General features: G+C 65.1%; 16 protein-coding genes. 7 read left to right on the top strand and 9 right to left on the bottom strand.

Annotation, left to right across the window (positions count from 1 at the left end):
- From ACFE7F_RS12375 to ACFE7F_RS12360, 4 genes are all read right to left on the bottom strand, one after another.
- Window positions 1-358, bottom strand: a 358-nt coding sequence (locus ACFE7F_RS12375) for a cupin-like domain-containing protein (RefSeq protein WP_375404158.1), incomplete at its 3' end; no start/stop codon positions are given.
- Complete coding sequence (locus ACFE7F_RS12370; protein ID WP_375404157.1) at window positions 351-1,076, bottom strand: SapC family protein; 726 nt, start codon at window positions 1,074-1,076, stop codon at window positions 351-353. The genes ACFE7F_RS12370 and ACFE7F_RS12375, both read right to left, overlap by 8 nt.
- On the bottom strand, window positions 1,077-2,630 hold the full coding sequence (locus ACFE7F_RS12365) for a tryptophan halogenase family protein (RefSeq protein ID WP_375404156.1): 1,554 nt from the start codon (window positions 2,628-2,630) through the stop codon (window positions 1,077-1,079).
- 110 nt (window positions 2,631-2,740) lie between these two features.
- Window positions 2,741-5,815, bottom strand: coding sequence for a TonB-dependent receptor (locus tag ACFE7F_RS12360; RefSeq protein ID WP_375404155.1), 3,075 nt, complete (start codon window positions 5,813-5,815; stop codon window positions 2,741-2,743).
- A gap of 202 nt (window positions 5,816-6,017) precedes the next feature.
- On the opposite strand from ACFE7F_RS12360, the gene ACFE7F_RS12355 reads away from it, so the two are divergent.
- A complete protein-coding gene (locus ACFE7F_RS12355; RefSeq protein ID WP_375404154.1) occupies window positions 6,018-8,279 on the top strand; it encodes a glycoside hydrolase family 3 C-terminal domain-containing protein in 2,262 nt (753 codons plus the stop codon).
- A 7-nt stretch (window positions 8,280-8,286) separates the two neighbouring features.
- On the opposite strand, the gene ACFE7F_RS12350 is transcribed toward ACFE7F_RS12355, so the two are convergent.
- Together ACFE7F_RS12350 and ACFE7F_RS12345 are read right to left on the bottom strand one after the other, a co-directional pair.
- Window positions 8,287-9,105, bottom strand: a complete 819-nt coding sequence (locus tag ACFE7F_RS12350) for a family 16 glycosylhydrolase (RefSeq protein ID WP_375404153.1) — start codon at window positions 9,103-9,105, stop codon at window positions 8,287-8,289.
- A 10-nt stretch (window positions 9,106-9,115) separates the two neighbouring features.
- Window positions 9,116-10,897, bottom strand: coding sequence for an adenylyl cyclase (locus ACFE7F_RS12345; protein WP_375404152.1), 1,782 nt, complete (start codon window positions 10,895-10,897; stop codon window positions 9,116-9,118).
- A gap of 208 nt (window positions 10,898-11,105) precedes the next feature.
- On the opposite strand from ACFE7F_RS12345, the gene ACFE7F_RS12340 reads away from it, so the two are divergent.
- From ACFE7F_RS12340 to ACFE7F_RS12330, 3 genes are read left to right on the top strand one after another with little or no spacing between them, the layout of a single operon-like run.
- On the top strand, window positions 11,106-11,561 hold the full coding sequence (locus ACFE7F_RS12340; RefSeq protein WP_375404151.1) for a GNAT family N-acetyltransferase: 456 nt from the start codon (window positions 11,106-11,108) through the stop codon (window positions 11,559-11,561).
- Between the two features lie 35 nt (window positions 11,562-11,596).
- Window positions 11,597-12,049, top strand: coding sequence for a MaoC family dehydratase (locus tag ACFE7F_RS12335; RefSeq protein WP_375404150.1), 453 nt, complete (start codon window positions 11,597-11,599; stop codon window positions 12,047-12,049).
- The gene (locus tag ACFE7F_RS12330; RefSeq protein WP_375404149.1) at window positions 12,046-12,873 is read left to right on the top strand and encodes an HpcH/HpaI aldolase/citrate lyase family protein; all 828 of its coding nucleotides are present in this window, start codon (window positions 12,046-12,048) and stop codon (window positions 12,871-12,873) included. Before ACFE7F_RS12335 ends, ACFE7F_RS12330 begins: the two co-directional genes overlap by 4 nt.
- On the opposite strand, the gene ACFE7F_RS12325 is transcribed toward ACFE7F_RS12330, so the two are convergent.
- On the bottom strand, window positions 12,870-15,014 hold the full coding sequence (locus ACFE7F_RS12325; RefSeq protein WP_375404148.1) for a TonB-dependent receptor: 2,145 nt from the start codon (window positions 15,012-15,014) through the stop codon (window positions 12,870-12,872). The two genes, ACFE7F_RS12330 and ACFE7F_RS12325, sit on opposite strands and share 4 nt — an antisense overlap.
- Window positions 15,015-15,470: 456 nt before the next feature.
- On the opposite strand from ACFE7F_RS12325, the gene ACFE7F_RS12320 reads away from it, so the two are divergent.
- Complete coding sequence (locus ACFE7F_RS12320; RefSeq protein ID WP_375404147.1) at window positions 15,471-16,760, top strand: integrase; 1,290 nt, start codon at window positions 15,471-15,473, stop codon at window positions 16,758-16,760.
- A 576-nt stretch (window positions 16,761-17,336) separates the two neighbouring features.
- Here ACFE7F_RS12320 and ACFE7F_RS12315 read toward each other — a convergent pair.
- Together ACFE7F_RS12315 and ACFE7F_RS12310 are read right to left on the bottom strand one after the other, a co-directional pair.
- Window positions 17,337-18,487, bottom strand: a protein-coding gene (locus ACFE7F_RS12315; RefSeq protein WP_375404146.1) for an IS3 family transposase whose coding sequence is annotated in 2 segments (ribosomal slippage) — window positions 17,337-18,223 and window positions 18,223-18,487 — 1,152 coding nt in all. Because the reading frame shifts where the segments join, the coding sequence is not laid out codon by codon here.
- Between the two features lie 1,746 nt (window positions 18,488-20,233).
- Window positions 20,234-21,313 (bottom strand): MBL fold metallo-hydrolase, encoded by a 1,080-nt coding sequence (locus ACFE7F_RS12310; protein ID WP_375404145.1) that lies wholly within the window; start codon window positions 21,311-21,313, stop codon window positions 20,234-20,236.
- A gap of 430 nt (window positions 21,314-21,743) precedes the next feature.
- Between ACFE7F_RS12310 and ACFE7F_RS12305 the strand changes: the two genes are divergently transcribed.
- Window positions 21,744-23,006 (top strand): CaiB/BaiF CoA transferase family protein, encoded by a 1,263-nt coding sequence (locus ACFE7F_RS12305; protein ID WP_375404144.1) that lies wholly within the window; start codon window positions 21,744-21,746, stop codon window positions 23,004-23,006.
- The gene (locus ACFE7F_RS12300; RefSeq protein ID WP_375404143.1) at window positions 23,003-23,824 is read left to right on the top strand and encodes an SDR family NAD(P)-dependent oxidoreductase; all 822 of its coding nucleotides are present in this window, start codon (window positions 23,003-23,005) and stop codon (window positions 23,822-23,824) included. The genes ACFE7F_RS12305 and ACFE7F_RS12300 overlap by 4 nt, the downstream gene beginning before the upstream one ends.
- Window positions 23,825-24,158 lie beyond the last annotated feature (334 nt).

Below are 24,158 nucleotides of genomic sequence, written 5' to 3'. Positions count from 1 at the left end.
CGGGGGCATCCACTTGGCCTTCCGTCTCGGCGATCTTGGCGAATATGTCGGGCAGCGGCGCGCGTAGCGTGCGGAAATTCATCGCCATCGCGTCGTCGTAGAACAGCCGCCCGCCGCTCCCCGGCGCTCCGACCGACACGGTGAAGGGGTGCTGACGAGCGTGGCGCGCGATGTAGCGCCGAGCCTCGCCGGCCGAGCGGCGGCCCGCCTGCACCAGCGGCCAGTCGGCGACGAGGCCGCGTACGATGAACGGTTGGTCCGCGTCGCGCAGGCGGGCATCCAGCTGTTCGGCGTCGGCTACCGTCACTTCAGGCACGGTCGCGAGCGATCGGGCGAAACCGGGATCGGCCTCAGCCATGCGCCACGCGCCGGTTCTTGCGGGCGATCAGCTCGCCGAGGTTCGCGAGCGAGGCGAGCGCCATGAAGATCGGCATCAGGTGCCCGCCGGCATGAAGGTCGCCGAGCGCGGCCGCGTCCAGAGCGCGTAGGCGGTCCTCGTCGATCACGTGATAGCCGACCAGCCGGTTGGTCGATCCGTCATCCAGCGTGACGTCGAGCGTCAGCGGTTCGAGCAGGTCGTAACGGCGAAGCGCGTCGAAGAAGTCGGTCGCCCCCTGATACCCGTCATCGAGCAACCCCAACCGCTCGGCGATCTTTTCGAGATACGGCGTCGGACGCCCTAGTTCGTCGAACACCCGTATGCCTTCGTCGCCGCCGCTGCGCGGCACGATCCTGGGGCTGGCCATGTCGACATGGACTTGCTTCGCCCCGGCGCTATCGGCGCCGCCAATGAGGAAGGGCTGGATCTCCATCGCCAGCGGGCGGTGGCGCGCATCCCAGACGTCGTCTTCCAGGAACAGGTTCTCGTCGGTCTCGAACCCGAACATCGCCAGCGCGGTGAAGCCGTCGCGCTCCGAATTATGGCGGAACAGGATCGGGTATTCGTTCTGCACGTCCCGGAACTCGGCGGGCATGGCAAGGCAGCACATCACGCCGTCGCCAAGCTCGGCGGCGCGGTCGGTGCGCACGCGCAAGGTCCGGTGCGCCTCGGCGGTCAGGACAGCGTGGTCAGCCATTCAGCCGAGCTTTCCAAGAGGAAGATGGTTCGCGGCGCGCAGGGCGTCCAGGTAGGCGCGGTTGGTCGGCAGGCTCGCTGCGAGCGCTCGGGCGCGCTGCTCGACCTGGCCGAGGGACTTGGCGATGCCGCGCGTGATCCTGATCGCGCCATCGGCGGGGGCGGGGAAACCCATGCCGTAGAGCACATATTGGTAGCTCGCCGCCGGGAACACCTCGTCGGTGGCGGGCAGGTCGGCGCGCGATGGCGGCTGGTGCTCCCACAGACGCAGCAGATCGGCGAGACGCGGCGGGATGGAGGCGGGGTCGCGGTGCGCGCGCCAGTACGGCTCCTCGCGCCGGCTGAGCACGTAGTGGAGCTTCAGGAACTCGACGATCCGGTCCCAGCGATAGCGGAACAGGTCGTTGAAGCGCCGGGCGTGGATGTCCATCACGCCGCGCGTAGCCGGGAAATTGTCGAGGAGCGCGTCAAGCGAGAGCTCGATCAGTACGATCGCCGACGCCTCGAGCGGCTCGAGGAACCCGGCCGACAGGCCGACCGCGAGGCAGTTGCGCTCCCAGAACCGCTGGCGATGCCCCGACCGGAAGGTCAGGCGGCGCGGGGATAGCGACTCCGGCTCGATCCCCGGCGCGGTCCGGTGGAGATAGTCGCCAAGCGTCGCCGCGGCCTCGTCGTCGCTCATGAAGGTGGAGGCATAGACGCAGCCTACGCCGCGCCGCGTCGGCAGGCCGATATCCCAGATCCAGCCCGCCGAGTGTGCGGTGGCGTTGGTCTGCGACGCGATCGGCGCGTCGTGTAGAACAGGCACCTGGACCGCGAGCGCGCGGTCGTTGGGCAGCGTCCCGCTCCGGTCGATGACGGGTACGCCGTAACGCTCGCCGATCAGCAGCGCCGCATGGCCGGTGCAGTCGATGAACAGGTCGCCGTCGACCGCACCGCCCGCGCGCGTCCGGACCGCGGCGATATCGTCGTCGTCGGCCAGGTCGACGCCGACCACATGGTCGCGCAGGTGGCGCACGCCCAGCTTGTCCGTCGCATGGGCGGCGAGCAGCGCCGCGAACTTCCCAGCATCGAGATGGTAGGCGTAGTTGAGCGCGCCGGCGTAGTCCGGCATCGCCCGCTGACGCGGGGCGAGGTCGAGCGCGCAGGCGCGCGGCTGCGCGCTCACCAGGTCGGCGAAGCGTCGATCGTCCGCGTCCCGCCACGCCGCGACCAGATCGCGCGGTTCGCCCTCGACCGAGGTGGTGAAGGGGTGGATATAGTGGTCGCCCGGCTCGCCCGTGCGCCAGCCGTCGAAGCGCGACCCCTGCTTGAACGACGCGTCGCAGGCGAGGAGGAACTCGGCTTCCGACAGCCCGACCCGCTCCAGCGTGCGGCGCATCGTCGGCCAGGTGCCCTCGCCAACCCCGATCGTCGGGATGTCGGGCGACTCGATCAGCGTAACGGTGAGCGGAGCGGCGGCGGCGGGGTCCGCGCGCGCGGCGATGAGGCTGGCCGCGAGCCAACCGGCAGTGCCACCGCCGACGACCACGATCCTGGAAACCGCCTTATCCAAAGCCTGTGTTCCGTTCTCTCGCCAAGCCCACGGCAATGCCGCCCCCAACGAAAAAACGCCACCCCCTGCCGAGGACGGCGTTTCTTCCGGCCGTCGCGGCGCCTATCCGCTTACCGACCGCCAAAAGAGAAGCGTAGGCCGCCGGAATAGCGTGCGAAGCCGGGTTGGGAGAAGGTTGCGAAATTGTCCGATCGACGGTGTCCTCGTCGGCTCGCACCGGTCAGATTGATCGCCTCGACGAATGCGGTCATGCCGGGCACGAATTCGTAGCTCGCACTTGCGTCCACCTGCCCATACGCCTCGACATAGGTGGGGTCTGGATTGCCTCCCGCATAGAACTCGTCGCGCCAGTTATACGCCACACGCGCCTGGATGCCGCCCTTGTCGTAGAAGAGAACTGCGTTGGCGCTATCGCTGAGCCCAGCCAGCGCGAATTGTCCGATATTCGGGTCAGCCGTGTTATCGAATTTCGCATCGCCGTTGACGATGGTGTAATTCAGGATAGTGCCGAAGCCAGTGTTCCAGAAAGTGTGCTGGATCGCGAACTCGAAGCCATCGATCTTCGCGGTCTGGTCGCTATTCGACGGCGTGGCGATCTGAAAATTGATGAGGTTATCTTCCGGCAGACCGAGGATATTGCCGGTGAGAAAGGTCCTTTGAGCCGCGCCGGTGCCGACCGTCGTGGAGCCCGTCACCTCAACCGAGGCCGGGAAGTTGCGCAGGATATAGTCGCGGATCGCGATCGCGTCGGTGGACCCGCCCAGCGCCGCCACCGCCGCGCGGTAACGTGGCCCGTCCCCTGGATTGCGCAGATCAAAGGCGGAGGAGCCTATCTGCTGCGAATTTATGAAGTTTTCGACCTTCTTGTTGAAATAACCAACCGAAATATAGCTCTCGCGCGTATAGTACCACTCCGCCGAGAAATCGATATTCTTCGATTTGAACGGGATCAGATTGGGATTACCCTGATTGCCGTCACCTCCTCCAAGACGGAAGTTCTGCGCGACTGTCAGTCCGCCTTGAAGGCTGGCGTAATCCGCGCGGGTGATTGTGTGGCTGTAGGATGCGCGAAGCTTCACATTGTCGATAGGTTCGATATCGAAATCAACGGCGGGCAGCCAATTGTCATACTCGCCCTTGAGGCGGGTAAAATCGCTCTCGCCCGAATAGATGATGCCGAACTCGTTCGCCGATACCCAGCGCGTGCCCGTGGGAATGGGAACGAGCGCCGACGAATCGATGACCGTATGGTCGTAGCGAACGCCCGCGATCAGGTTAGTCGGTCGCGCGAAGACATCGAATTTGGCGTTCACCTGGACGAAGGGCGACAGCGTCTTCTCCGTTAGCCGGCGATCAACCGTGTAATCCGCCAGACAGGTACCCGCACGCGCCGTTCCCGACTGTGGCTTGCTACAGATCTGGTAGAGGCTCTCGAGCGTGTCGGCGAGGCGTTCGAAGTTGAATGTGTAAATGGACGGGATGATGTCCTTGGCACCCGACACGCCCTCGAACTTATCCGGAAGGGTCACGAGTTCGAAGATATCGTCCGGAGTGTCCGCCGCACGCCGGCCCGCGCCATCCCACGTATCGTTCTGGATAAAGCCATAAGCCGACCTGACCTTGTTGTTGACATACGAGACCCCAAAATCAATCGAGTCTAGGAAGTCACCGTCATGATCGTACCGGCCCTTGAGCTGGACCTGGTCAATCCGATCCTTGAAGTAAGCGTTGCGGAACGAGTTGCCTGTCGGGATGATCAGCGCCGCATTGAGCGGATCGATACCCGGATACATCTGATACGAGATGCGCGGCAGGTCCTTCTCGAAATTTAGCGTCTGGCTTTGTACGCCGAAGATCGCGTTGCCGAGCGAGGTACTGCTGCCGTATTTGTTGGTTGGCCTGGAGACAGCGGTCGAATGATGCGCGTCGAGTCCGACCGTGACGCCGCCCGGCCCTTCCCAGGTCAGGTTCCCGCCGAGCGACTTGTTCTCCGACCGGTTGGCGGTCAGCGCGCCGCTGTAGGACAGGTCCTTGCCCGGGCCGAACCGCTCCGAGTAAAAAATAGGACCGGGGGTGGGACCATCGGTCCAGGCGCTCGAGGTGTCTCCGAAGTTGAACCAGATACCCACGCCGTTGTTCCGCACCTCAATCTCGTTGCGTGAGTAGGTGAAGTCGGCGGTCGCTGTCAGTGAGTCGACCGGCCGAAATTGGAGCACGAGCTGCCCATTGATCCGTTCGCGCTTGATATCAGTTAGGCCGTAGGCGGCACCCTGAGGCACTTCGTAGACCTCGTTCGCGTCCGGGCGGTTAGTGATGTTGGCGAAGCCCGGAGTGCCGGGTTGGGCAAGCGTCCCCCAACTATTTTCCGATCCAAGCCAACTACTATTGTTGCCATTGAAGGTGACGTCGCCCGAGTTCACGCTCGCATTGCGCTTCTGGTACACACCGGTGAGCAGCACGCCGAAACGGTCGTCGGCAAAGGTCTGGCTAATGATGCCCGACACCTCGGGGGTGATGTCGTTCTTACCGTTCTGCGACGTGTCGATCACGCCCTTGGCCGCGATGGAGCCACGCAGGCCGGGCCGGTCGAGCGGGCGAGGCGTACGAATGTTGATAGTGGAGCCGATGCCGCCCGACGGCACAGCGGCGCGACCGGTCTTATAGACCTCCACCGCGGCGATGCCCTCCGACGCAAGGTTGGCGAAATCGAACGAACGCGACGCGGGCGCACTCGCGCCGTCCCCGAGCGTCGAGGTCGGCAATTGCCGGCCGTTCAGCGTCACGAGGTTATATTCCGGCCCGAAACCGCGGACGGTGACGGTCGAACCCTCGCCGTTGGAACGATCGATCGACACGCCCGTGATGCGCTGAAGCGACTCGGCGAGGTTGGTGTCGGGGAACTTGCCGATGTCCTCCGCCGAGATCGCGTCCACGACGCCCTGGCCGGTGCGCTTGATATCGACCGCCTCTCGTAGCGACGCGCGAATGCCGGTCACGACGATGTCGCCCTCGGTCGCGGTCTGCGTCTCGGTGCCGGCGGGCGTTTCCTGGATCTCGGACGGTCCGGTGCCGCCCATCGTCGTGGCGGCGTCCTGCGCCCACGCCACGGCGGGAGCGGTGGCGATCGCCAGCGTCGATACGCCGAACACCAGCTGCGATATCGAGCGAGCCGTGAAGCTGCGCATGGTAGACCTCTCCTGGACACCGGCGCGGTTGTGCCCGCACCTTGATTGATAACGCTCACTCCCAGACAATTGGGAACGTTGTCAAGACTGCCGGACGCGGTTCGCCGGGCGGGCGTGTCCTCAGCGCCACAGCTGTTGTGAACGTTACCGGAGTATGCTGTTGATATCTCTGGGTCGGAACGGCCAGGCGGAGGGAACGGGGATGTCGAAGGCCATGTACGCGGCGTTGTTGGCCGCATCGACCATGACGAGTGCCGCGTCGTCAGCGCGCGAGTCGCAGGCGACCGATGCTCCGCGGATCGCCCCCGCCCAAGGCCAGGTGCGGGCGCGTGCCGACGCGATCGTCGCGCGCATGACGCTCGAAGAGAAGATCGCGCTCGTCCACGGGCTGTTCCCGCCGTTTGCCAAAGGCAAGACTACGAACGAGCTGATCCCGTCGGCGGGCCATATCGATGGCGTGCCCCGGCTCGGCGTGCCGATCGTGCGCGAGAGCGACGCGTCGCTCGGCGTCGCCAACCAGGTGGAGCAGCGACCGGGCGACGTCGCCACCGCGCTGCCATCGAGCCTCGCCACCGCCGCCAGCTTCGACCCCGCGATCGCGCGCGCGGGCGGCGCGATGATCGGCGCGGAGGCGCGCGCCAAGCGGTTCAACGTGCTGCTCGCGGGCGGTGTCAACCTGACGCGCGATCCATGGAACGGCCGCAACTTCGAATGTCTGGGCGAGGACCCGCTGCTGGCGGGCGTACTGGCTGGCGAGCATATCGCGGGCGTCCAGTCGAACCGGATCGTGTCGACGGTCAAGCATTTCGCGCTCAATTCGCAGGGAACGGGCCGGATGGTCCTAGACGCGCGCATCGACGAGGCGGCGCTGCGGATGAGCGACCTGCTCGCCTTCCAGATCGCGATCGAGCGGGGTCGGCCGGGGTCGGTCATGTGCGCCTACAACAAGGTGAACGGCGACTGGGCGTGCGAGAACGATTTCTTGCTGAACAAGGTGCTCAAGCGCGATTGGGCCTATCCAGGTTGGGTGATGAGCGACTGGGGCGGGGTGCACTCCACCACCAAGGCCGCACGCGCGGGGCTGGACCAGCAATCGGGGCAGGAGCTCGACAAGGCGATCTATTTCGGCGACGCGCTAAAGGCCAAGGTGCGGGCAGGGCGCGTGCCGATGACCCGGCTCGACGACATGGTCGCGCGCTACCTGACGGGGCTGATCGCGACGGGCGCATACGACATGCCCGTCCCCGACCGCGCGCGGACGCCCGATTACGCGGCGAACGCACTGGTCGCGCAACGCGCCGCCGAGGCGGGGATCGTGCTGCTGAAGAATGAGGGGGGCATTCTTCCGCTCGCCCGCACGGCCCGCAAGATCCTGCTAATCGGCGGCGGCGCGGATGTCGGCGTGCTGTCGGGCGGCGGGTCGAGCCAGGTGCGATCGGTCGGCGGCGCGCCGATCGAGATCGCGCTGTCGACCGGCGCGGCGTCGTCCTTCGCGCGCTACACCTATCACGCGTCCTCGCCGCTCGCCGCGCTTCGCAAGGCGCTGCCGGGCGCGCAGGTAAGCTTTGTGGATGGGCGCAACCTGAACGCCACGGTCGCCGCGGCGCCCGGGGCGGACCTGGCGATCGTGTTCGCGACCCAGTGGACGACGGAGGCACAGGACGTCGCCGACCTCCGGCTCCCGGACCAACAGGACGCGCTGATCGCCGCCGTCGCGGCCGCGCAACCGCGCACGGTCGCGGTGCTGGAGACAGGCGGGCCGGTGCTGATGCCGTGGCTTCCCAAGGTGCCCGCGGTCGTCCAGGCCTGGTATCCGGGCCAACGCGGGGGCGAGGCGATCGCGAACGTCCTGACCGGGCGCGTCAATCCATCGGGCCGCCTGCCGATCACCTATCCCGCCGATGCGTCGCAGCCGCCGCGTCCCACGCCCGTCGGGCTGGACAAGCTGACCTCGGTCGAGGCGCAGGCGGCGGCAAACCCCGCGAACGCGTCCGGCTTTCAGCTACCGAGTTTCCCCGTCGAATATGTGGAGGGCGCGGATGTCGGTTACCGCTGGTACGAGAAACAGCGGCGCAAGCCGCTCTTCGCCTTCGGTCATGGCCTCAGTTACACCGGCTTCGCCTATCGCGCTCCGGTCGTCACCGGCGGCGGGTCGCTGAGCGTCTCGTTCGAGGTGGTCAACACGGGCCGCGTCGCGGGTGCGGACGTGCCGCAAATGTATGTCGCGCGGGAGGGCTCGGGGTCGCCAATGCGCCTCGCCGGCTTCACGCGCGTCATGCTCAAGCCCGGCGAGTCGCGCCGCGTGACGCTCACCGCCGAACCGCGCGTCGTCGCCGATTACGACGTGAAGCTGCCCGGCTGGCGCATCGCGGGCGGCCGCTATCGCGTGGCGCTGGCGCGCGATGCGGCCGACCGGTCGATGCTGCTGGATGCGACGCTCGACGCCGCCACCATGAAGCCGTGAGGCGCGGCTAGGGCGAACGCTTCCAGTGGCGCACGTAGTCCACCCGCATCGCCTGCGGGAACGCGCGGTCATCCACGCCCTTCTGTCCGCCCCAGTCGCCCCCGACCGCTACATTGAGGATCAGGTCGTACGCCCTCGTGAACGGCCAAGCCGACGCCCCGCCCGGGCGATAGTTCGCGATCCGCAGATGCGCGCGGTCGTCGATGCCGATCGTGATCGCGTCCGGCTGCCAGTCCAGCTGATAGCGGTGGAACGCGGTGCAGGCTGTCGGCACCCGCCGCCGCGCGCCGCGCTGCGTTCCGATCCGGTGATTGTACGCGCCCGAATGCAGCGTCGCGTGAATGACGGTCGAGTCCCAACCGACCATCTCCATGATGTCGATTTCGCCATTGTCGGGCCATTCGCCGTCGGGCGCGAGCGACCAGATCGCGGGCCAGATCCCGCGCCCGCACGGCAGTTTCGCACGCACCTCGTAGAAGCCGTAGCCGAGCGGTCGGCGCGTCACGAGCCTGGCGGACGTGTAGGCCTGTCCGCCCCAATCGGCGAAGCGCCGCTTGGTCAGCGTTTCGCGCCTGGCCTCTATCACCAACGCGCCGTCCTTGATCCGGGCGTTTTCGGGCCGGGCGTCGGAGTAATATTGCTTCTCGTTATTGTGCCAGCCTTGGGCGTTGCGCGACGTGTCGAACTGCCATTTGGTGCGGTCGACCGCGGGGCCGTCGAACTCGTCGGCGAAGCTCGGCGCGGCGACCGGCGCGCGGATCGGCAGGTCGACCGTGTGGTTGGTCGCGCCGAGGCCGGCGGCCTGCGCTAGAAAAAGAGGCAGCATTTTGGGTCCCTCAACTCGCCGGATAGCGGACGAGCGTCTGTCGGATCGCGCCCGGCCGCGCCGCTGCGCCCGCTTCGTTGACGATGTGCGCGATCGTGCCCTTGCCGCCGCCCAGCGAGATGGTCGTCACATGCTCGATCCGTACGCCCGGTTTGCGGGGCACCTCCACCGCGCTCTCCAGCACGATGCTCGGGTCGGCGGTGAAATTGGCGTACACGCCCATCCCGACCGCGCGGTGATCGTCCACGTGATCCGCGACCTTGTACGCCGCCCAGCCCCGCGTCGCTCCCGCCATGTACGCGGCCTGGCTCGGCGGGTCGTACGGCAGCTCGTTCTGGTAGAACCAGGTCCGCCCGCGCTCGCCGTTCCACAGCGTCTGGTATTTTTGGAAATGCTCCACGAACAGGCCGTAGAGCGCCACATCGTCGCCGTTCACGACCAATCCCTGATCGCCCGTGCTCTCGCTCCAGCCGACATGCTCGCGCCCGCCCTCCCGGTCGCCATGGTCGGCGCGCCAGATCCACAGATGATCGCCGATCACGCCGCGGCTGTTGATCTCCAGGCAGGTCGTCGGGTTCCCCACCGCCGCGCCGCCTACGCGGAAATATAGGTCGTGGAGCGAGGTCGGGTTCACCCGGTGATCGCGCGCCGAGCCGTGCGGGCCGACCTCCATCAGCACCGGCGAGAGCGTCGGCCCCGCATCGAGCATTAGCCCGGCGATCACCACGCCGGGCACGTCCGCGACCGTCAACGCCTTTGCGCCCCCAAGCGCGAGCAGCGTGGCGAGCCCCAGCCCGAGCACGACCGTGCCCGCGCGCTCGACGCGCAGCGGCTCGGACAGCCGGTACACGCCCGGCGTCATCAGCAGGTGACGACCGCCCGCGAGCGCCGCGTTGATCTCGCGCGCGCTCATCTCCGGCCGCGCGATCAGGAAGCGGTCCAGCGGGATCGATTCGCCCGCTGGCAGCCCCGCCGCCCAGCTTACGCCGCGGGTCTCGGCGCGCACCGTAGGTACGAACACCCGCCATCCACCCGACCGGTCGAGATGGAGGAACGGCTTCTCGCGCATCCGCTCCACGGCGGGGATGCTGGTGTGCGGCGGTTCGGGGAAGCTCGTGGCGGGCGCACCTTCGACGCCCATGAACATCATGTTCCAATTGGCCCCGTCCCACCCGCCGATCGAACCGTTCCGCGTGAACCATTGCTGCTGCGATCCCGACCGGATCGTGCCGTCGATCCGGCAATCGGCCATGAACCCGCCGCTCGACCAGCCGCCGTCGTCGAGCCGAAGGTCGCCGCGCAGATGCATCCGGCGGTAGGGCGCAGCCTGCGACACCGCCCACCGATCACGCCCGTCCGGCGGCCGTACGGCCATATTCTCGACGCCGCGCCAGAAGTTCACCAGCGCCATACCGTTATTCCAGTCCGCTTCGGCATGGACGTGGCCGTCGATCACGACCTCGCCCGGCAGCGCGCCCAGCCCGGCGACCTGTGTGAAGAAGCCGACATTGACGTCGAGCGTGTACCGCCCCGGCTTGAACAGCACGCAATATCGCCGATCGGTGAAATGCGCGCGTTCCTGCTCACGGAAGATCGCGTCCAGCCGCGCCTGCATCGCCGCCACCGGCAACGAAGGGTCGAGGACGACGACGTTCGGGCCGAGGTCGGGCGACGCCGCCGACCGCGCCACGCGCGCGATCACCGGACCGGCGGCGGCGGCCATCCCGACCGCGGTTAGCCCGGCCATCACCTGCCGCCGTCCCGGTCGATCGTGCTCCTGCACACCCTTCATCGCCATCTCCCCGCCACCCGGTTCCGACGCCGTTGACGGCGCTCGATAGAATTCGTGAACGTTATCAGTTCGTCCGCAGGCCCTCAACCCGGCGCGACCATATGGAGAACGATCCTGCCTCCACCGACACTCCGCTAATCACGATACTCTTGAAAATTACGACGAACCGAGTTGGCCATGATCCATGTTGCTGTGTAGGCGACGGCTCATGACCTTCTTCCGTCCCGCCCGATATTCCGACCTGGAGTCGATCGTGATGCTGCTCGCCGACGATGCGCGGAGCGTCGGCCGCGAAGCGCCGGAACCGCCGCTCGCCGCTTCCTACCTTACCGCCTTCGATGAGATGGTTGCCGATCCGCGCCAATTGCCGCTCGTAGCAGAGGAGGGCGGGCGGTTGGTCGGCTATCTCCAGCTCTCGCTGATTCCTGGGCTGGCGTTCCGGGGGATGAAGCGCGCGTTGATCGAATCGGTGCGGATAGCATCCGACCGGCGCGGCGAGGGTCTCGGTGCGGCCCTCATCGCGCATGCGATCGAGCGGGCGCGGGTCAACGGCTGCCGGCTGGTCCAGCTGACCTCGACGAACGACCGGGTGGACGCGCATCGCTTTTACGAGCGGCTGGGCTTCGCGGCGACGCATATGGGGTTCAAGCTGACGTTGGATTGAGCTAGCCGGGCCCGGATACAGCGCGGGAGCGGACGATGGCGGGGCGTTGTTTCGAGGACTGGGCTATCGGTGACCGGATCGCGCATGAGATACGGCGCACGGTGACCGAGACCGACAATTTGCTGTTCTCCGCGATGACGCACAATCCGCAGCCGCTGCATCTCGATGTCGAGGCGGCCAAGGCGAGCGAGTTCGGACGTATCCTCGTCAACGGCACCTTCACCTTCGCGCTGATGGTCGGTCTGTCGGTGGGCGACACGACGCTGGGCGTGCTCGTCGCCAATCTGGGCTACGACAAGCTGGTGATGCCGAGCCCGGTGTTCATCGGCGACACGATGCGCGCGTCGAGCGAGGTCGAGAGCCTACGCGAGAGCCGGTCGCGGCCGAACGCCGGGCTGATCACCTTCCGACATGAGTTGCACAACCAGCGGAACGAGGTGGTGTGCCAATGCATGCGGACCGCGCTGATCCGGCGGCGGCCCGCATGAGGCTGCGGTCGCTGCTGTTCGTGCCGGGCGACCGGCCGGACCGCTTCGCCAAGGCGGTCGCCAGCGGGGCGGATGCCGTGATCCTCGATCTGGAGGACTCGGTCGCGCCTGTGCGCAAAGTTGCGGCGCGCGAGGCGGTGGCGGCGTTCCTCGCCGAGCCCGGCGGCGGCGTGCGACGCTTCGTTCGGATCAACCCGGTCGACTCGGGGATGCTCGACTCCGATCTGGCCGTCGCGCGCGTGGCGGACGGGCTGGTGCTGCCCAAGGCCGAAGGAGCGGTGACGCTGGCCGCGCTGGCCGCGCTGAGCGAGCGCCTGCCGCTAGTTCTGCCGATCGCGACGGAAACGCCCGCCGCGATCTTTGCCTTGGGCGAATACACCCGCAGCCCGGTCGCGCTCGCCGGGATGACCTGGGGCGCGGAAGACCTGCCCGCCGCGATCGGCGCGCAGACCTCCCGCGAGCCCGACGGGAGTTACACGCCACCCTACGAGACCGTCCGCTCGCTCACGCTGTTCGCGGCGCATGCGGCGGGGGTGCCCGCGATCGAGACGGTGTATCCGGCGATCGCCGACCTGGACGGGCTCGCCGCGTACGCCGCCCGCGGTTGGCGCGACGGTTTCACGGGCATGATGGCGATCCACCCCGCGCAGGTGCCCGTCATCAACGCCGCCTTCACCCCCGATGCCGAGGCGATCGCGCGGGCGCGCCGGATCGTCGAGGCGTTCGCCGCCGACCCGGATGCAGGCGCGCTCCAGCTAGACGGGCGCATGGTCGACCTGCCGCACCTTAAGCAGGCGCGGCGCGTCCTGGCGCTGGCGGGTTAGAGCCCGACCCGGAGCGTCGCGCGGATGTCGCGCCCGGCGAGCGGGGCGAAGTCCTTCAGGAAGCTCGCATGGCGGCGCGCGACCACATCGAACAGGTTGTTCGCGCTGAGCAGGAGCGTGGTCTTGTTGTCGCGCCCGAACGGCCGGAGACTCACGCTCGCATTGACCAGCATGTAGTCCGCGGTCGGCGTCTCGAACGCGGCGATGCGGTTCTGTTCGAACACATGCTCGACCTCGCCCCGCGCGGTGAAAGCGTCGCCCTGGGCTTCGATGCCGCCGAGCAGGCGGAGCGGGGGAATGCGCGGGATCGGCCCGCCCTTCTTGATCGTCGCGCGAGTGTAATCGGCGACACCGTCGAGATTGATCGTCGTCGTCCCAAGGCGGGCGAGCCGCAGCGACATGTCGGCCTCGAACCCGTAAAGGCGCGCATCGGCCTGCCGATACTGAAAGCAGGGCAGGTCGACCGTCCGGCCCGATGGTGCGGCCGCGGCCTCGCATACGTCCTGATCAACCTGGTTTTCCGAGATGAAATCGCTGAACCGATTGTAATAGGCGGACGCGTCGAAGCTGAATCCCTCTCCGTGCGCGTGGACGGTCCCTTCCAGCCCCCACGACTTTTCCAACCGGAAGTTCGGGTTGCCCAGTTCATACGCTTGCGTCCCGGCATGTCCGCCGTTTGCGAACAGCTCCTCGGCCGACGGGGCGCGTTCGGTGTGCGATCCGTTCAGGCCGATCCGGAGGCCGTCGGTCACTCCGACCGACGCGCCCAGCGAGCCGGAAACGGCGTCGAAATCACGCTTGCCGCCGAAGAACCGAAGATCGTCGGCGATGGTCTTGGCGGACTGGTTCGTACGCTCGTAGCGAACCCCACCCTCGGCCTTGAACGCGCCGAAGTCGAACTGCTGAAGCGTGAACAGCCCGACCTGTTCCGTCCCATTGCGGGGCAGGAAGGCCTCGTCGCCGATCACATCGAACTGGCGGTTGAAGTACTGGACCCCCGACGCCCCCTGCCACCCGCCGCGGATCGCCTGGACGAGCTCGGCACGGGCTTCCAGTCCATTGCTGAGAAAAGTGGTCGCGATGTCGCCATTCGGCTCCCGCTCGAAATGGCGATATTCGGCCTGGCCCGCGCGGACGCGGATGCGGTCGAGGAACCCGCCGCCGGTCTCAACCTCGGCGCGCAGGTCGACGCGGTCCTGGACGATGTCTAGCCGAGGCGCTTCCTGTCCTTGGCCGACCAGCGTCGCATACCGGGTGGGGACGCCGTAGAAGCTGTCATAGTGGCTGTACGCCACCCCGAGCGATCCGCGATCGGTAATCAGCGACGCTCCCGCCCCCGCCGTCCACGTCTTCGACGCCGAGTTCGGGATCTTGCCCCGAAGGGCGGCGTTGGCCGCAAAGTCGATCGGGTCTTCCCCGGGAGCCACGTCCTGCGGCAGGCCGACCTGGCTCAACGCCTGCGCGCGCGCCCCGCGCGACAGGATGAAGCCGCCGGTGCGCAGGTCGTCGGACTTCAGATACGAGCCGTTGGCGTTGAGCACGAACGGGCCGACCGCGACGTCGGCGGACCCGCCGCCCGAGCGCTCGTCGGCCGCCGAGCCGTAGGTCCCGATCGCGTTCACGCGGTATCCGGCCCCGGGCCGCGATCGCGGGATGCGGGTATCGATGACGTTGACCACGCCCCCGATCGCAGACGACCCGAACAGCAACGCGGACGGTCCGCGCAAGACCTCGATGCGGTCGGCGAGCAGCGGGTCGATGACGACCGCGTGGTCGACCGAGGTGTTCGACACGTCGAACGCGCCGATGCCGTCGGTGAGCACGCGGATACGCTCGCCCTGCAGCCCGCGCAGCACGGGGCGCGACGCATTGGGGCCGAACGAGGTCGCCGACACGCCCGGCTGGCGCGCGAGCGTCTCGCCGATCGTCGGGCGGAGTTCGCGGGTGAGTTCCTCGCCGGTGACGATCGACGTGCCTTGCAGGATGTCGGTCTCGCTTTGGCGGAAAGGCGCGGTGACGAGGACATCGCCCTGCGTCGCGGGCACCGTCGTATCGGTCTGGCCGGGACCGGTGGTTTGGGCGAGTCCGGGCGACGCGACGGCGATCGCGAGCAGAGCCGCGCCGGTGAACCTATGCAACATTGGATAACTCCCGCTTTCGACAGCGGGCCTTAACAGCGTGTGATGTTGTAACAAGTCCAAAAACGACGGAGCGGCTAGATCGTCGACGTTCGGACACGTCCTTATCGGAGCGCCGCCGCCGCAGAGCCATGTCGGCGGACGAGGCTAGGCCTCGCCCGACGCGCTTGGCGGTGATGGGTCAGCTCCGCCGCTCGTCCCTGCCTCCGCAGTACGGAGATCGCTTACGCTTCCGTCACCAACGTGCGGAAAGCATGCCCCGCATGTTTTCCGTCTCGTTGGTGACCCCTACGGGACTCGAACCCGTGTCTCAGCCGTGAAAGCGTTGGATGAGACGTTTTCCGGCGTCCGCCGGCGTCCGCCCATGCTCTTGTAAAAGCGCCTTTTCATCGGCAACCTCCCGCCAACGTCCGCCGAGGTCGGCGGCCGTATTTTAAACGGGTTTTGCACGGTCCAACCATGGCGCGAAAGCTCATCGAAGCAGCCCTGACTACTCGAACAGCGCGGGCCGCGCTGGTCGCCGGTCTGCACTGGCGCGCGATCGATCCTGACATTCATTTAGGGTACCGCAAGGCGCGCGTCGGCGGCAAGTGGATCGTGCGCCACTATCTCGCCGCGCTCAAGACCTACCGCCGCATCGAGCTCGGAACGGCGGACGACGCGATTGCTGAAGGGACGCTCAGCTACAACGCGGCGGTCGCCTCCGCCCGCGATGCCGTCGCCAAAGCACGTCGAGGCTCCACGCTCCGATTTGATCTGCCCGTGGGCACGATCCGAACCGCCGTCGAAGCCCACATCGCCGTTCACAACGCGCGCGAGAGCGCGCGGGAAGGGCGACTGGTACGATCGATCACCGCCGGCACGCTTCGGCGCCACGTGCTCGACAACCCGCCCTTCGCTAACATCTCTCTCGAGGCGCTCACCGAGGAGCAGTTGGCGGCATGGCTGATCGGCCTTGGTGATCGCTTAAAGCCGACCCGGAAGCGACGGATCGCGACCGACTTGAAAGCCGCGCTCAATGCCGTCCACCGCGCAGCGCGCAAGAAGTTGCCATCCGATTTCGCCGAAACCGTCCGGCTCGGGCTCAAGGCCGACAACTTGGCGGAGACCGAGCAGGCCGACGAGATCGTGGAGGGCATGATCCTGGCGGACGATACGGTTCGGGCCTTGGTGTCCGCCGCCTACCGCGTCGATGATGACGGAGACCTGGGCCGCTTGGTCATTTGCCTTGTCGCGACAGGCGCTCGCTTTTCGCAGCTCCGGCGAATGAAGGTGCGCGACGTCCAGCCGGCGCTGCATCGCCTCATGGTTCCCAAGAGCAGGAAGGGCGGTCAGGGGAAGAAGGGAGGCTACACGCCGGTTCGGGTCGGCCCCGACGTGATCGCTGCCCTGGCTTCCATCACGCAGGATCGGGGATCCGATGAGCCGCTGCTGTGCCGCTGGCGGCATGTCCAGATCGGCCCAGCCAAGTGGCGACGCGACAGTCGCGGCCCCTGGATGATCGCATCCGAGATGACGCGGCCATGGAAGGCTGCCTGTAAAGTGGCTGGGGTGGTAGGCACGATCCCCTACGCATTACGGCACTCGTCGATCGTCCGAGGTATCCGTGAAGGACTGCCGATCCGGCTCGTGGCCGCCGTGCACGATACAAGCGTCGCCATGATTGAGCGCCATTATGCTAGATGGATCGCTGACGGATTAGACGAGCTCGCTGCAAAGGCGATCGTCCCTATGATGCAAGCTGCATAGCGAGTGGGAGATATATCTTAGGTCGACACCAATCACGTCCGAGCGAAGTAAAAACGGACTCTGTCTCCACCGAGGTATTTTGAAATTAATCGCCTTCTCGCTGCGATAATAACACAGCCGGGTCCGCCATCGGGTTTGAGGCGCAACCTTTTGCGCATCGTTGCCATCAGCTGCGCGTGCGATGCAGCGTTACCTGGCAAATCGCGATCTGCAAGACGGATGGTTCGTCTATCTGCCGAGTGCTGATGCTCAGCGTTCAGTTTAGTAGTGAGTAACAGCAAACGCGGTCGATCGATCACTAAATTTTGTCTTAATCGCAGTACCACCTAAAGGTTCGGTCGATGTCAATAGTGACAAATCAATCGATGCGTGTCGTTTAATTCTCAATATGCCAAAGCTTACTGGTCACTTAGAGCCACGTTGCTGCGCTAGGCTACATAGGTTCCTATATTCCTGTCCGTGGCTAGGTCTGTCACGATAGGTCATGATGGATGTACCCAAAGGAGCTAAGACCAAGATGAGTGATAGTGACAGGCAGGACGTGGACTTGCCCCGCCAAAGTGGAGAGGCATCTGCTTAGTTGGCCGCCTGTCGCTCGAATTGGGCGGGGCTGATGTAGTCGAGCGCCGAGTGACGTCTCACGGGATTGTAGAAGCCGTCGATATAGCGGGCAATGGCCTGCCCGGCCTTGGCGCGGGTGTAGAACACGGTGCGCCAGACGAGCTCGGATTTGATCGTCTTGAAGAAGGTCTCGACCATGGCGTTGTCAAAGCAGTTGCCCTTGCCCGACATCGAGATCGTGACGCCGTGGCGGCGCAGCTCGGCCTGATAGTCCACCGAGCAGTATTGGCTGCCGCGGTCGGAGTGATGGATCAGCCCTTCGGGCGGGCGACGCATCGTGAGAGCCTTGCGGAGCGCGGCGAGAGCCAACCGGCGGTGCAGCCGGTCACCGACCGCCCAGCCGACCACCTTGCGCGAGAACAGGTCGATGACGACGGCGAGGTACAGCCATCCCTCGCGGGTCCAGACGTAGGAGATGTCGACGCCCCATTTCTGGTTCGGGGCGGTCGCGGTGAAGTCCTGGTCGATGATGTTTGGCGCGATCGGCCAGGCGTGCTCGCTGTCGGTGGTCCGCTTGAACCGCCGCTTCTGCCTTGCCCGGAGGCCGTTCTCGCGCATCAGCCGCGCCGTTCGTCGTCGGCCGATGGCAAAGCCGTCGTCCCGCAGCTCGCGCGTCATGCGCGGACTGCCGTAGGTGCCGTTCGACTGCGCAAAGGCGGAGCGGACATGTGCCAGCATGACCATGTCGTCGCGTAGACGCCGGCTGGCAGGTCGGTCTTTCCAGGCGAAATACCCGCTCTGGCTGACGCCGAGCACACGGCAGAGGCGGTGTACGGGGAAATCCTTCTTCGCCTGATCGACGAGCGCGAACCTCATCGACTTCCCTCCCTGGCGAAAAAAGCGGTGGCCCGCTTCAGGATGTCCCGCTCCTGACGCAGGATCTCGTTCTCCCGGCGCAGCCGCTTCAGCTCGACCATCACGTCCTGCGATGCGCTCGCGTCCGGCATGTCGATCAGGCAGTCGCGGCGCCTGGCCATCCAGCGCGTCAGCGTCGAAACCCCGACCCCCAGGTCATCGGCAATCTGCCGCTTGGTTTGCCCGCTGGTCCCCACCAGCCGGACCGCCTCGTCCTCAAACTCCTTCGTGAACCGCTTCTGCTCCGTCATCGAGTTCGCCTTTCATCTCAAGGGAACTCTCCACTTTGGCGGGGCAAGTCCACAACCGCGGCATTGGGATTCATCTCCAGGCTGTTCTGCACCTCACGGCCGCAATCTGGGTCGTTCGTCGTGGTCGTCTCCGTTCCGATTAACGGTCCCATCCGCGCGCCTGGTCGCGGTCCTCGTGCTCGGCCTTTCCGCGCGCCTGGTCGCCTCGCTCATCGCCGCCCCTCCGGTTCGACTCTGACCAAAGCCGCTTGCACTCATAATCGCCTGTTTTCACAAACATCCCTGTTTCCTGCTCGCAATTTGTAAGAACGAGCGGGGAGACGTGCTCGCGCTATCTGATGTTGCGTTCGCACTCGCCAGCGGCTGCTCGCAATCGGAGCGGCCGCGCTAGCGCCTGATAATGCTGGCACGGTCACGGCTTCTCTCGAACGATCACTTGGCGAGGCCATCGCATAAACCCCCGAGGCTTCGTCACGCCCTTAGGGCAACAACACGCTTAATAAAGCTTATCCTCTCCTATCCCGTTGTCACGGCACCAATAATCAGGAGCATATAGACGACCATCACAATCTTCGGCTCGCGGTATTCAATGAATAGCAGAGTAATCGTCAGCCATCCGATGCCAGCTAAAATAGAGAGTATCGAGATTGGTCCGCGACTTAATATCTCCGGCCTTGTCCAAGTAAGCCATAAACAGAGAAGTCCGAAGATTACCTGACCAAGTGCCAGACTAGAATTAAGGCCATAATATAGCGTTGTTTCCAATCCAGCCGCGCGCTTACCGCGCACGTATTGCGAAACAACATCAATCACGAAAAGCAATGATCCGCCTAATGTAAGCCAACCAAAGGCTGAATATAACAAAGCTCGGTGCATAAGAAGCTTCCAGTTAGTTGAGAAGATGCAGAGTAGTGGATATTGTGCCGCTTAGAGACGAGTGATCAGCGACCAGCAGTTCGGTGGCGCCCGCAGAAGGATTGGGATTAACCTGGTCTGAATTGCCGGAGCTATCCGGCGAGGGAGCGTCAGGGTTGGCCATCGGCTTAGCAGCTTACCCGTCAACTGAGTGGGCTAGGTGAGATTAGGTACGATTTCTTCTTTGACGCCCTTCGTTCCCGCATTGGAAGCGACGTCCCATTCCGGACAGGCAGCTCCGTCTCCTTGGCACCGCTTATATATCTTCCCCGAAGCGAGAAACCGGCTCCATTGTTGACGTTCAGACCCGACCTACCTCGCATAGATGTTCAAAAATCAGCTCCGAGGCAAGCCGACTAAAGATTTAAGAATGTTGCTTTGTCCCGGGCGGATCTTGGTTTTTGCCGGTCTCGATCACGGTGATGGCGCGTTGAGCCAGAATGCCGACGGCCAGTCCCTGTCTATCCCTCGATTTTGTTGGCGAATTCGTTTGTGACGAGCGAAGTTTTCGTCTGAGGTGGGGCCAATTCGACGACAGTCACGTTGCTGCCTTCGATTTGAATCCTGAGACAGCTCGTACAGGCACGCAGTCCTGCCTTAGCCGCGGAGTGCATCGCTGAGATGGGAAGGCTCGGCTCCTTCGGCAGCCTTGAATCAGAATGTCCAATCAAACGGGATCCCCTTAATGCAGACAGCGCCTAGTCGTTGGCCTGCTTACATACGACTTTCGGCAATCAGTGGTCGGCGGGACAGATGCGAGGCGCTTAGCCGCTCGTTTGAACGTCGGCGTCGGTCGATCACCTCGGCAACCGCATGAAGCCATCGTGCAGATCAGCTCCATCCAAAACGTATGCCGAAGCTGTCGGCTTCGCGCTCGATACAGCCGACGTAAGGGTCAGGAAAGTGAGCGGAGATAAGAAGCGCATTCTCGTCGGCGCAAAAGCTCAACAGCTCGTGGCGGGACCTCACCGCGCGCGCGGGATCGGCGTCCACAATACTCGCCTGTCGCCAAAGCGGAATCTGGATTGGTGAATGGAGGAGATCACCGGTGAAGACGGCTCGGCGCCCCCGCGATCGCAGGTCAATTCTCATGCTCCCGGGGGAATGACCGGGGGCGGGCCGCGCGGTGATGTTGCCGTCTACCACGAACACGCCGTCGATCTCCTGGGCCAACCCTGCTGCAAGGATCGGTTCCACGCTGTCGCCGTAGACAGACCGCAGGAACGGCGGCGTCGTCGTCGCAGTGCTCTGGCGTGCAGCATCCTCCCGATCGAGCCGGGACCAGATATAGCGTGCGTTCGGAAAAGTTGGCACCCACCGCCCGTCCTGCAGCCGCGTATTCCATCCGACATGATCGATATGGAGATGGGTACAAAGGACGATATCGACATCCTCCGGAAGAACACCTACGGCCTTCAATCGTTCAAGATAGGGCGTGTCCAGTCGGTCGGCATCCGGATAGCCGGGTCGCTCCTTGTCGTTACCGTAAGCGCTGTCGATCAGGATGATCCGTCCGTTGCTGCGAACTACCCATGACGCGACCGGGAGCGCGAACGCACCAGTATCGGGATCAAGGAAGCGTGGTGCCAGCCACGCCATGTGCGGGCTCAGTAGCGCTGGGTCGAGGCCCGGAAACCAGCTCTTGATATTGAGCATGGTCGTGGTCTCATAAACCCGGACAATCTCGACATCCCCGATCCGGCCCGAGATCGACTTTAGCGGACGCTGCCGACCGGCATCGTGGTCCAGGATCGCGGACGCGGGCCCGGACACTCCGGCAATCAAGCCGAGGCCGCCGAGCCAGTACATCATAGCTCGCCTGTCCGCCCTGAAGTCTATCTCTGCGGGGGTAGCCCAAAGTTCGGGATCTGCTTTGAGCATGCAATCTTCCTTGCCGTCGAAAAGGCACATCGGTTGCGCTGGCTTGCGACGCAGTCGCTCCGACAAGGTGGTCGAACGAGCCGGCGTCCCTGTGCCGAGAAAGCGATGACCCTGAAAGATGGGCGAACTCGTCCGCTTCGACAAATTCGGATAAATGGTAGACTGATCTCATGAGCCGATCAAACAGACGAGCTGCAAACTCTCACCAGTGGCGATGCGGCCACGCGCCAGGCAAGCGACGATCACGACTGATGAAGTTGCTCAGGCCACGCGTGACCCGCGCCAGAACTGGGCGACCAGCCTGATCACAGACACTCATCGCCCCGACCTCAGACTCGCTGGAACGCTTTTGTGAGCAAGTGATAACAAAAGCAGAAGAATGCGTTGTATAATCCAAATTGCTCCGATCACACACTGGCCATAGGCGGCATGGGTGACCCGCAACGGACGAGCAACGAGCATGATCGAGTGCTATCGGGAAGATATGGTGGAAAGGGAATGCGATCCCGAGCAGGGGCAGCGGAAACCGAGGCAGGTGCTTGCCGGTGTGCGAGTGCTGGACATAGCTACATTCGTTGCCGCGCCGTTCTGCGGCACGATCCTGAGCGATTTTGGGGCCGAGGTCATCAAGATCGAGCAGCCCGGCGGCGGGGACAGCCTTCGCAAGTTCGGAACGATCACTGAATGTGGCGACAGCCTGGTGTGGCTGAGCGAGGCACGCAACAAGAAGAGTATCACGCTCGATCTGAAATCTCCTGAAGGGGCCGACATTCTCCGCAAGCTGGTCGAGCGATCCGACGTGGTGCTCGAGAATTTCCGGCCCGGCACGCTCGAGAAATGGGGGATCGGGTTCGAGGCGTTGCGCAAGATCAACCCGCGCCTCGTGATGCTCCGCGTCAGCGCCTACGGCCAGACCGGACCGATGCGCAACGAGCCTGGCTTTGCGCGCATCGCCCACGCGTTCGGCGGTCTGTCGCATTTGGCGGGGGAGGCCGACGGACCGCCCGTCGTGCCCGGGTCGACCTCGCTCGCCGACTATATTTCGGGGATGTGGGGCGCGATCGGCGTGCTTCTCGCGCTGCGCAAGGTCGATGTCGACGGCGACGGGCAGAGCATCGATATTGGGCTCTATGAAAGCGTCTTCCGCCTCCTCGACGAGATCGCGCCTGCCTATGCCAAGTACGGCACCGTCCGGAACCGGATGGGCCCAGACACGGTCAACGTCGCCCCGCACAGCCATTACCGGACTGCTGACGACAAATGGATCGCGCTCGCCTGCACGAACGACCGCATGTTCGGGCGCTTGGCCGTCGTTATGGGGCGTCCCGAGCTTGCGGGACATCCGAACTTCTCGACGTCAAAGGCACGTTCCGACCGTCTGGCCGAAACCAACGGTATCGTATCAGATTGGGTGTCGCGCCTGACCCTGCCCGACGTGCTCGCCGCCTGTGGGGCGGGTGGGGTTCCATGCGGCCCAGTATACACGATTGCCGACATCTTCACCGACCCGCAGTACCTGGCGCGAAATAACTTCGTAGAGGTCGAGGACGATCGCATCGGTCCCGTCACGATCCCGACCGCCCTGCCGCGCCTGTCCGACACGCCGGCGCGGTTTAGGCATACGGGCCGGGCGCTCGGAGCCGACACGGCCGAGGTGCTTGGTCAGTTGCTGGGCATTGACGCCGACGAACTAACGCGCCTTCACGACGGCGGGGTCCTGTGACCAGCGATCTGCCCCCGGCTGCCGAGGAGCCCGCGACCGGAGCGTCGTCGATCAGCGTTCTACCCCGCACGCCCTCGCTTCGCCTCGATGGCAAGCGAGCCCTGGTGACCGGTGCCGGACGGGGGCTTGGGGTGGCCTGCGCGGCCTCGCTTGCGCAGGCGGGCGCGCACGTGACGCTGCTCGCGCGCACGGCAGGCGAGATCTCCGGGGTCGCCCGCGCCATCGAGCGGGATGGCGGAAGCGCGGACTGGTTGGTCGGTGATGTTACGGACAAGGCCGGGCTCGACAGGCTACTGTCCGGCGTCCCTGCGCCCGACATCCTGGTGAACAACGCCGGGACCAACCGGCCCGCCTCGTTCCTGGACGTGACCGTCGACGATTTCGACGCGGTGATCGGCTTGAACTTGAAGGCGAGCTTCTTCGTGTCTCAGACAGTGGCGCGGAGCATGGCGGCGGCCGGGCGGGGCGGTTCGATCATCCACATGTCGTCGCAGATGGGCCATGTCGGGGGCACGGCGCGCACGGTCTATTGCGCGAGCAAGCATGCCGTCGAGGGACTGACCAAGGCGATGGCCATCGATCTCGGGCCCTGCGGCATCCGCGTCAACTCGATCGGCCCGACCTTCATCGAGACGGAGCTGACCAGACCGTTCCTTCAGGAGCCCTCGTTCCACGCCGCCGCCTTGGGCAAGATCAAGCTGGGCCGCTTCGGTGTCGTCGAGGACATCATGGGAGCGGTCGTCTTTCTCGCATCCGAGGCGTCGCGGATGATGACTGGCACCTCAGTGGTGGTGGATGGAGGTTGGACGGCGGAGTAACCGCCCGAGGCTACCGGGAACGGGGCGGGCCGCGGATCGGGTGCGGTGCCGCCGGATGTCGTCGCCATCGTCGATGATCCTGGCTTCCGGAACCTGGGCGCGTTCGGCAGTGAGGTCGGACCTTCCATCTTGACGCGCTCGCGGTGATGGTCCGATGACCGCCATTATCACCGGGTAAAGGCGAGTGTGGGATGTGCACTTCAGTGTCAGGTCCGGCCGGGCCTCCACTTTTTAGCACCTAGGCGTAATCCGGCACGAGAAAGGCGCATATCGTGACGGATGTGAATCGGCCTGCAATGTTGACCCCGTTCGGGGCGGATAGGCGTCCAACTTT

It is taken from the genome of uncultured Sphingomonas sp. (assembly GCF_964235535.1).
In the GTDB taxonomy this organism is placed as follows: domain Bacteria; phylum Pseudomonadota; class Alphaproteobacteria; order Sphingomonadales; family Sphingomonadaceae; genus Sphingomonas.
The sequence above is the reverse complement of the archived record's forward strand: the minus strand, read 5'-3'. Positions and strand labels throughout refer to the sequence as shown.

Excerpts from the sequence above, each read along its gene's own strand:
- ACFE7F_RS12370 (WP_375404157.1), bottom strand. The coding sequence starts at position 1,076 with ATGGCTGACCACGCTGTCCTGACCGCCGAGGCGCACCGGACCTTGCGC.
- ACFE7F_RS12360 (WP_375404155.1), bottom strand. The coding sequence starts at position 5,815 with ATGCGCAGCTTCACGGCTCGCTCGATATCGCAGCTGGTGTTCGGCGTA.
- ACFE7F_RS12355 (WP_375404154.1), top strand. The coding sequence starts at position 6,018 with ATGTCGAAGGCCATGTACGCGGCGTTGTTGGCCGCATCGACCATGACG.
- ACFE7F_RS12350 (WP_375404153.1), bottom strand. The coding sequence starts at position 9,105 with ATGCTGCCTCTTTTTCTAGCGCAGGCCGCCGGCCTCGGCGCGACCAAC.
- ACFE7F_RS12345 (WP_375404152.1), bottom strand. The coding sequence starts at position 10,897 with ATGAAGGGTGTGCAGGAGCACGATCGACCGGGACGGCGGCAGGTGATG.
- ACFE7F_RS12340 (WP_375404151.1), top strand. The coding sequence starts at position 11,106 with ATGACCTTCTTCCGTCCCGCCCGATATTCCGACCTGGAGTCGATCGTG.
- ACFE7F_RS12335 (WP_375404150.1), top strand. The coding sequence starts at position 11,597 with ATGGCGGGGCGTTGTTTCGAGGACTGGGCTATCGGTGACCGGATCGCG.
- ACFE7F_RS12330 (WP_375404149.1), top strand. The coding sequence starts at position 12,046 with ATGAGGCTGCGGTCGCTGCTGTTCGTGCCGGGCGACCGGCCGGACCGC.
- ACFE7F_RS12325 (WP_375404148.1), bottom strand. The coding sequence starts at position 15,014 with ATGTTGCATAGGTTCACCGGCGCGGCTCTGCTCGCGATCGCCGTCGCG.
- ACFE7F_RS12320 (WP_375404147.1), top strand. The coding sequence starts at position 15,471 with ATGGCGCGAAAGCTCATCGAAGCAGCCCTGACTACTCGAACAGCGCGG.
- ACFE7F_RS12310 (WP_375404145.1), bottom strand. The coding sequence starts at position 21,313 with ATGTGCCTTTTCGACGGCAAGGAAGATTGCATGCTCAAAGCAGATCCC.
- ACFE7F_RS12305 (WP_375404144.1), top strand. The coding sequence starts at position 21,744 with ATGATCGAGTGCTATCGGGAAGATATGGTGGAAAGGGAATGCGATCCC.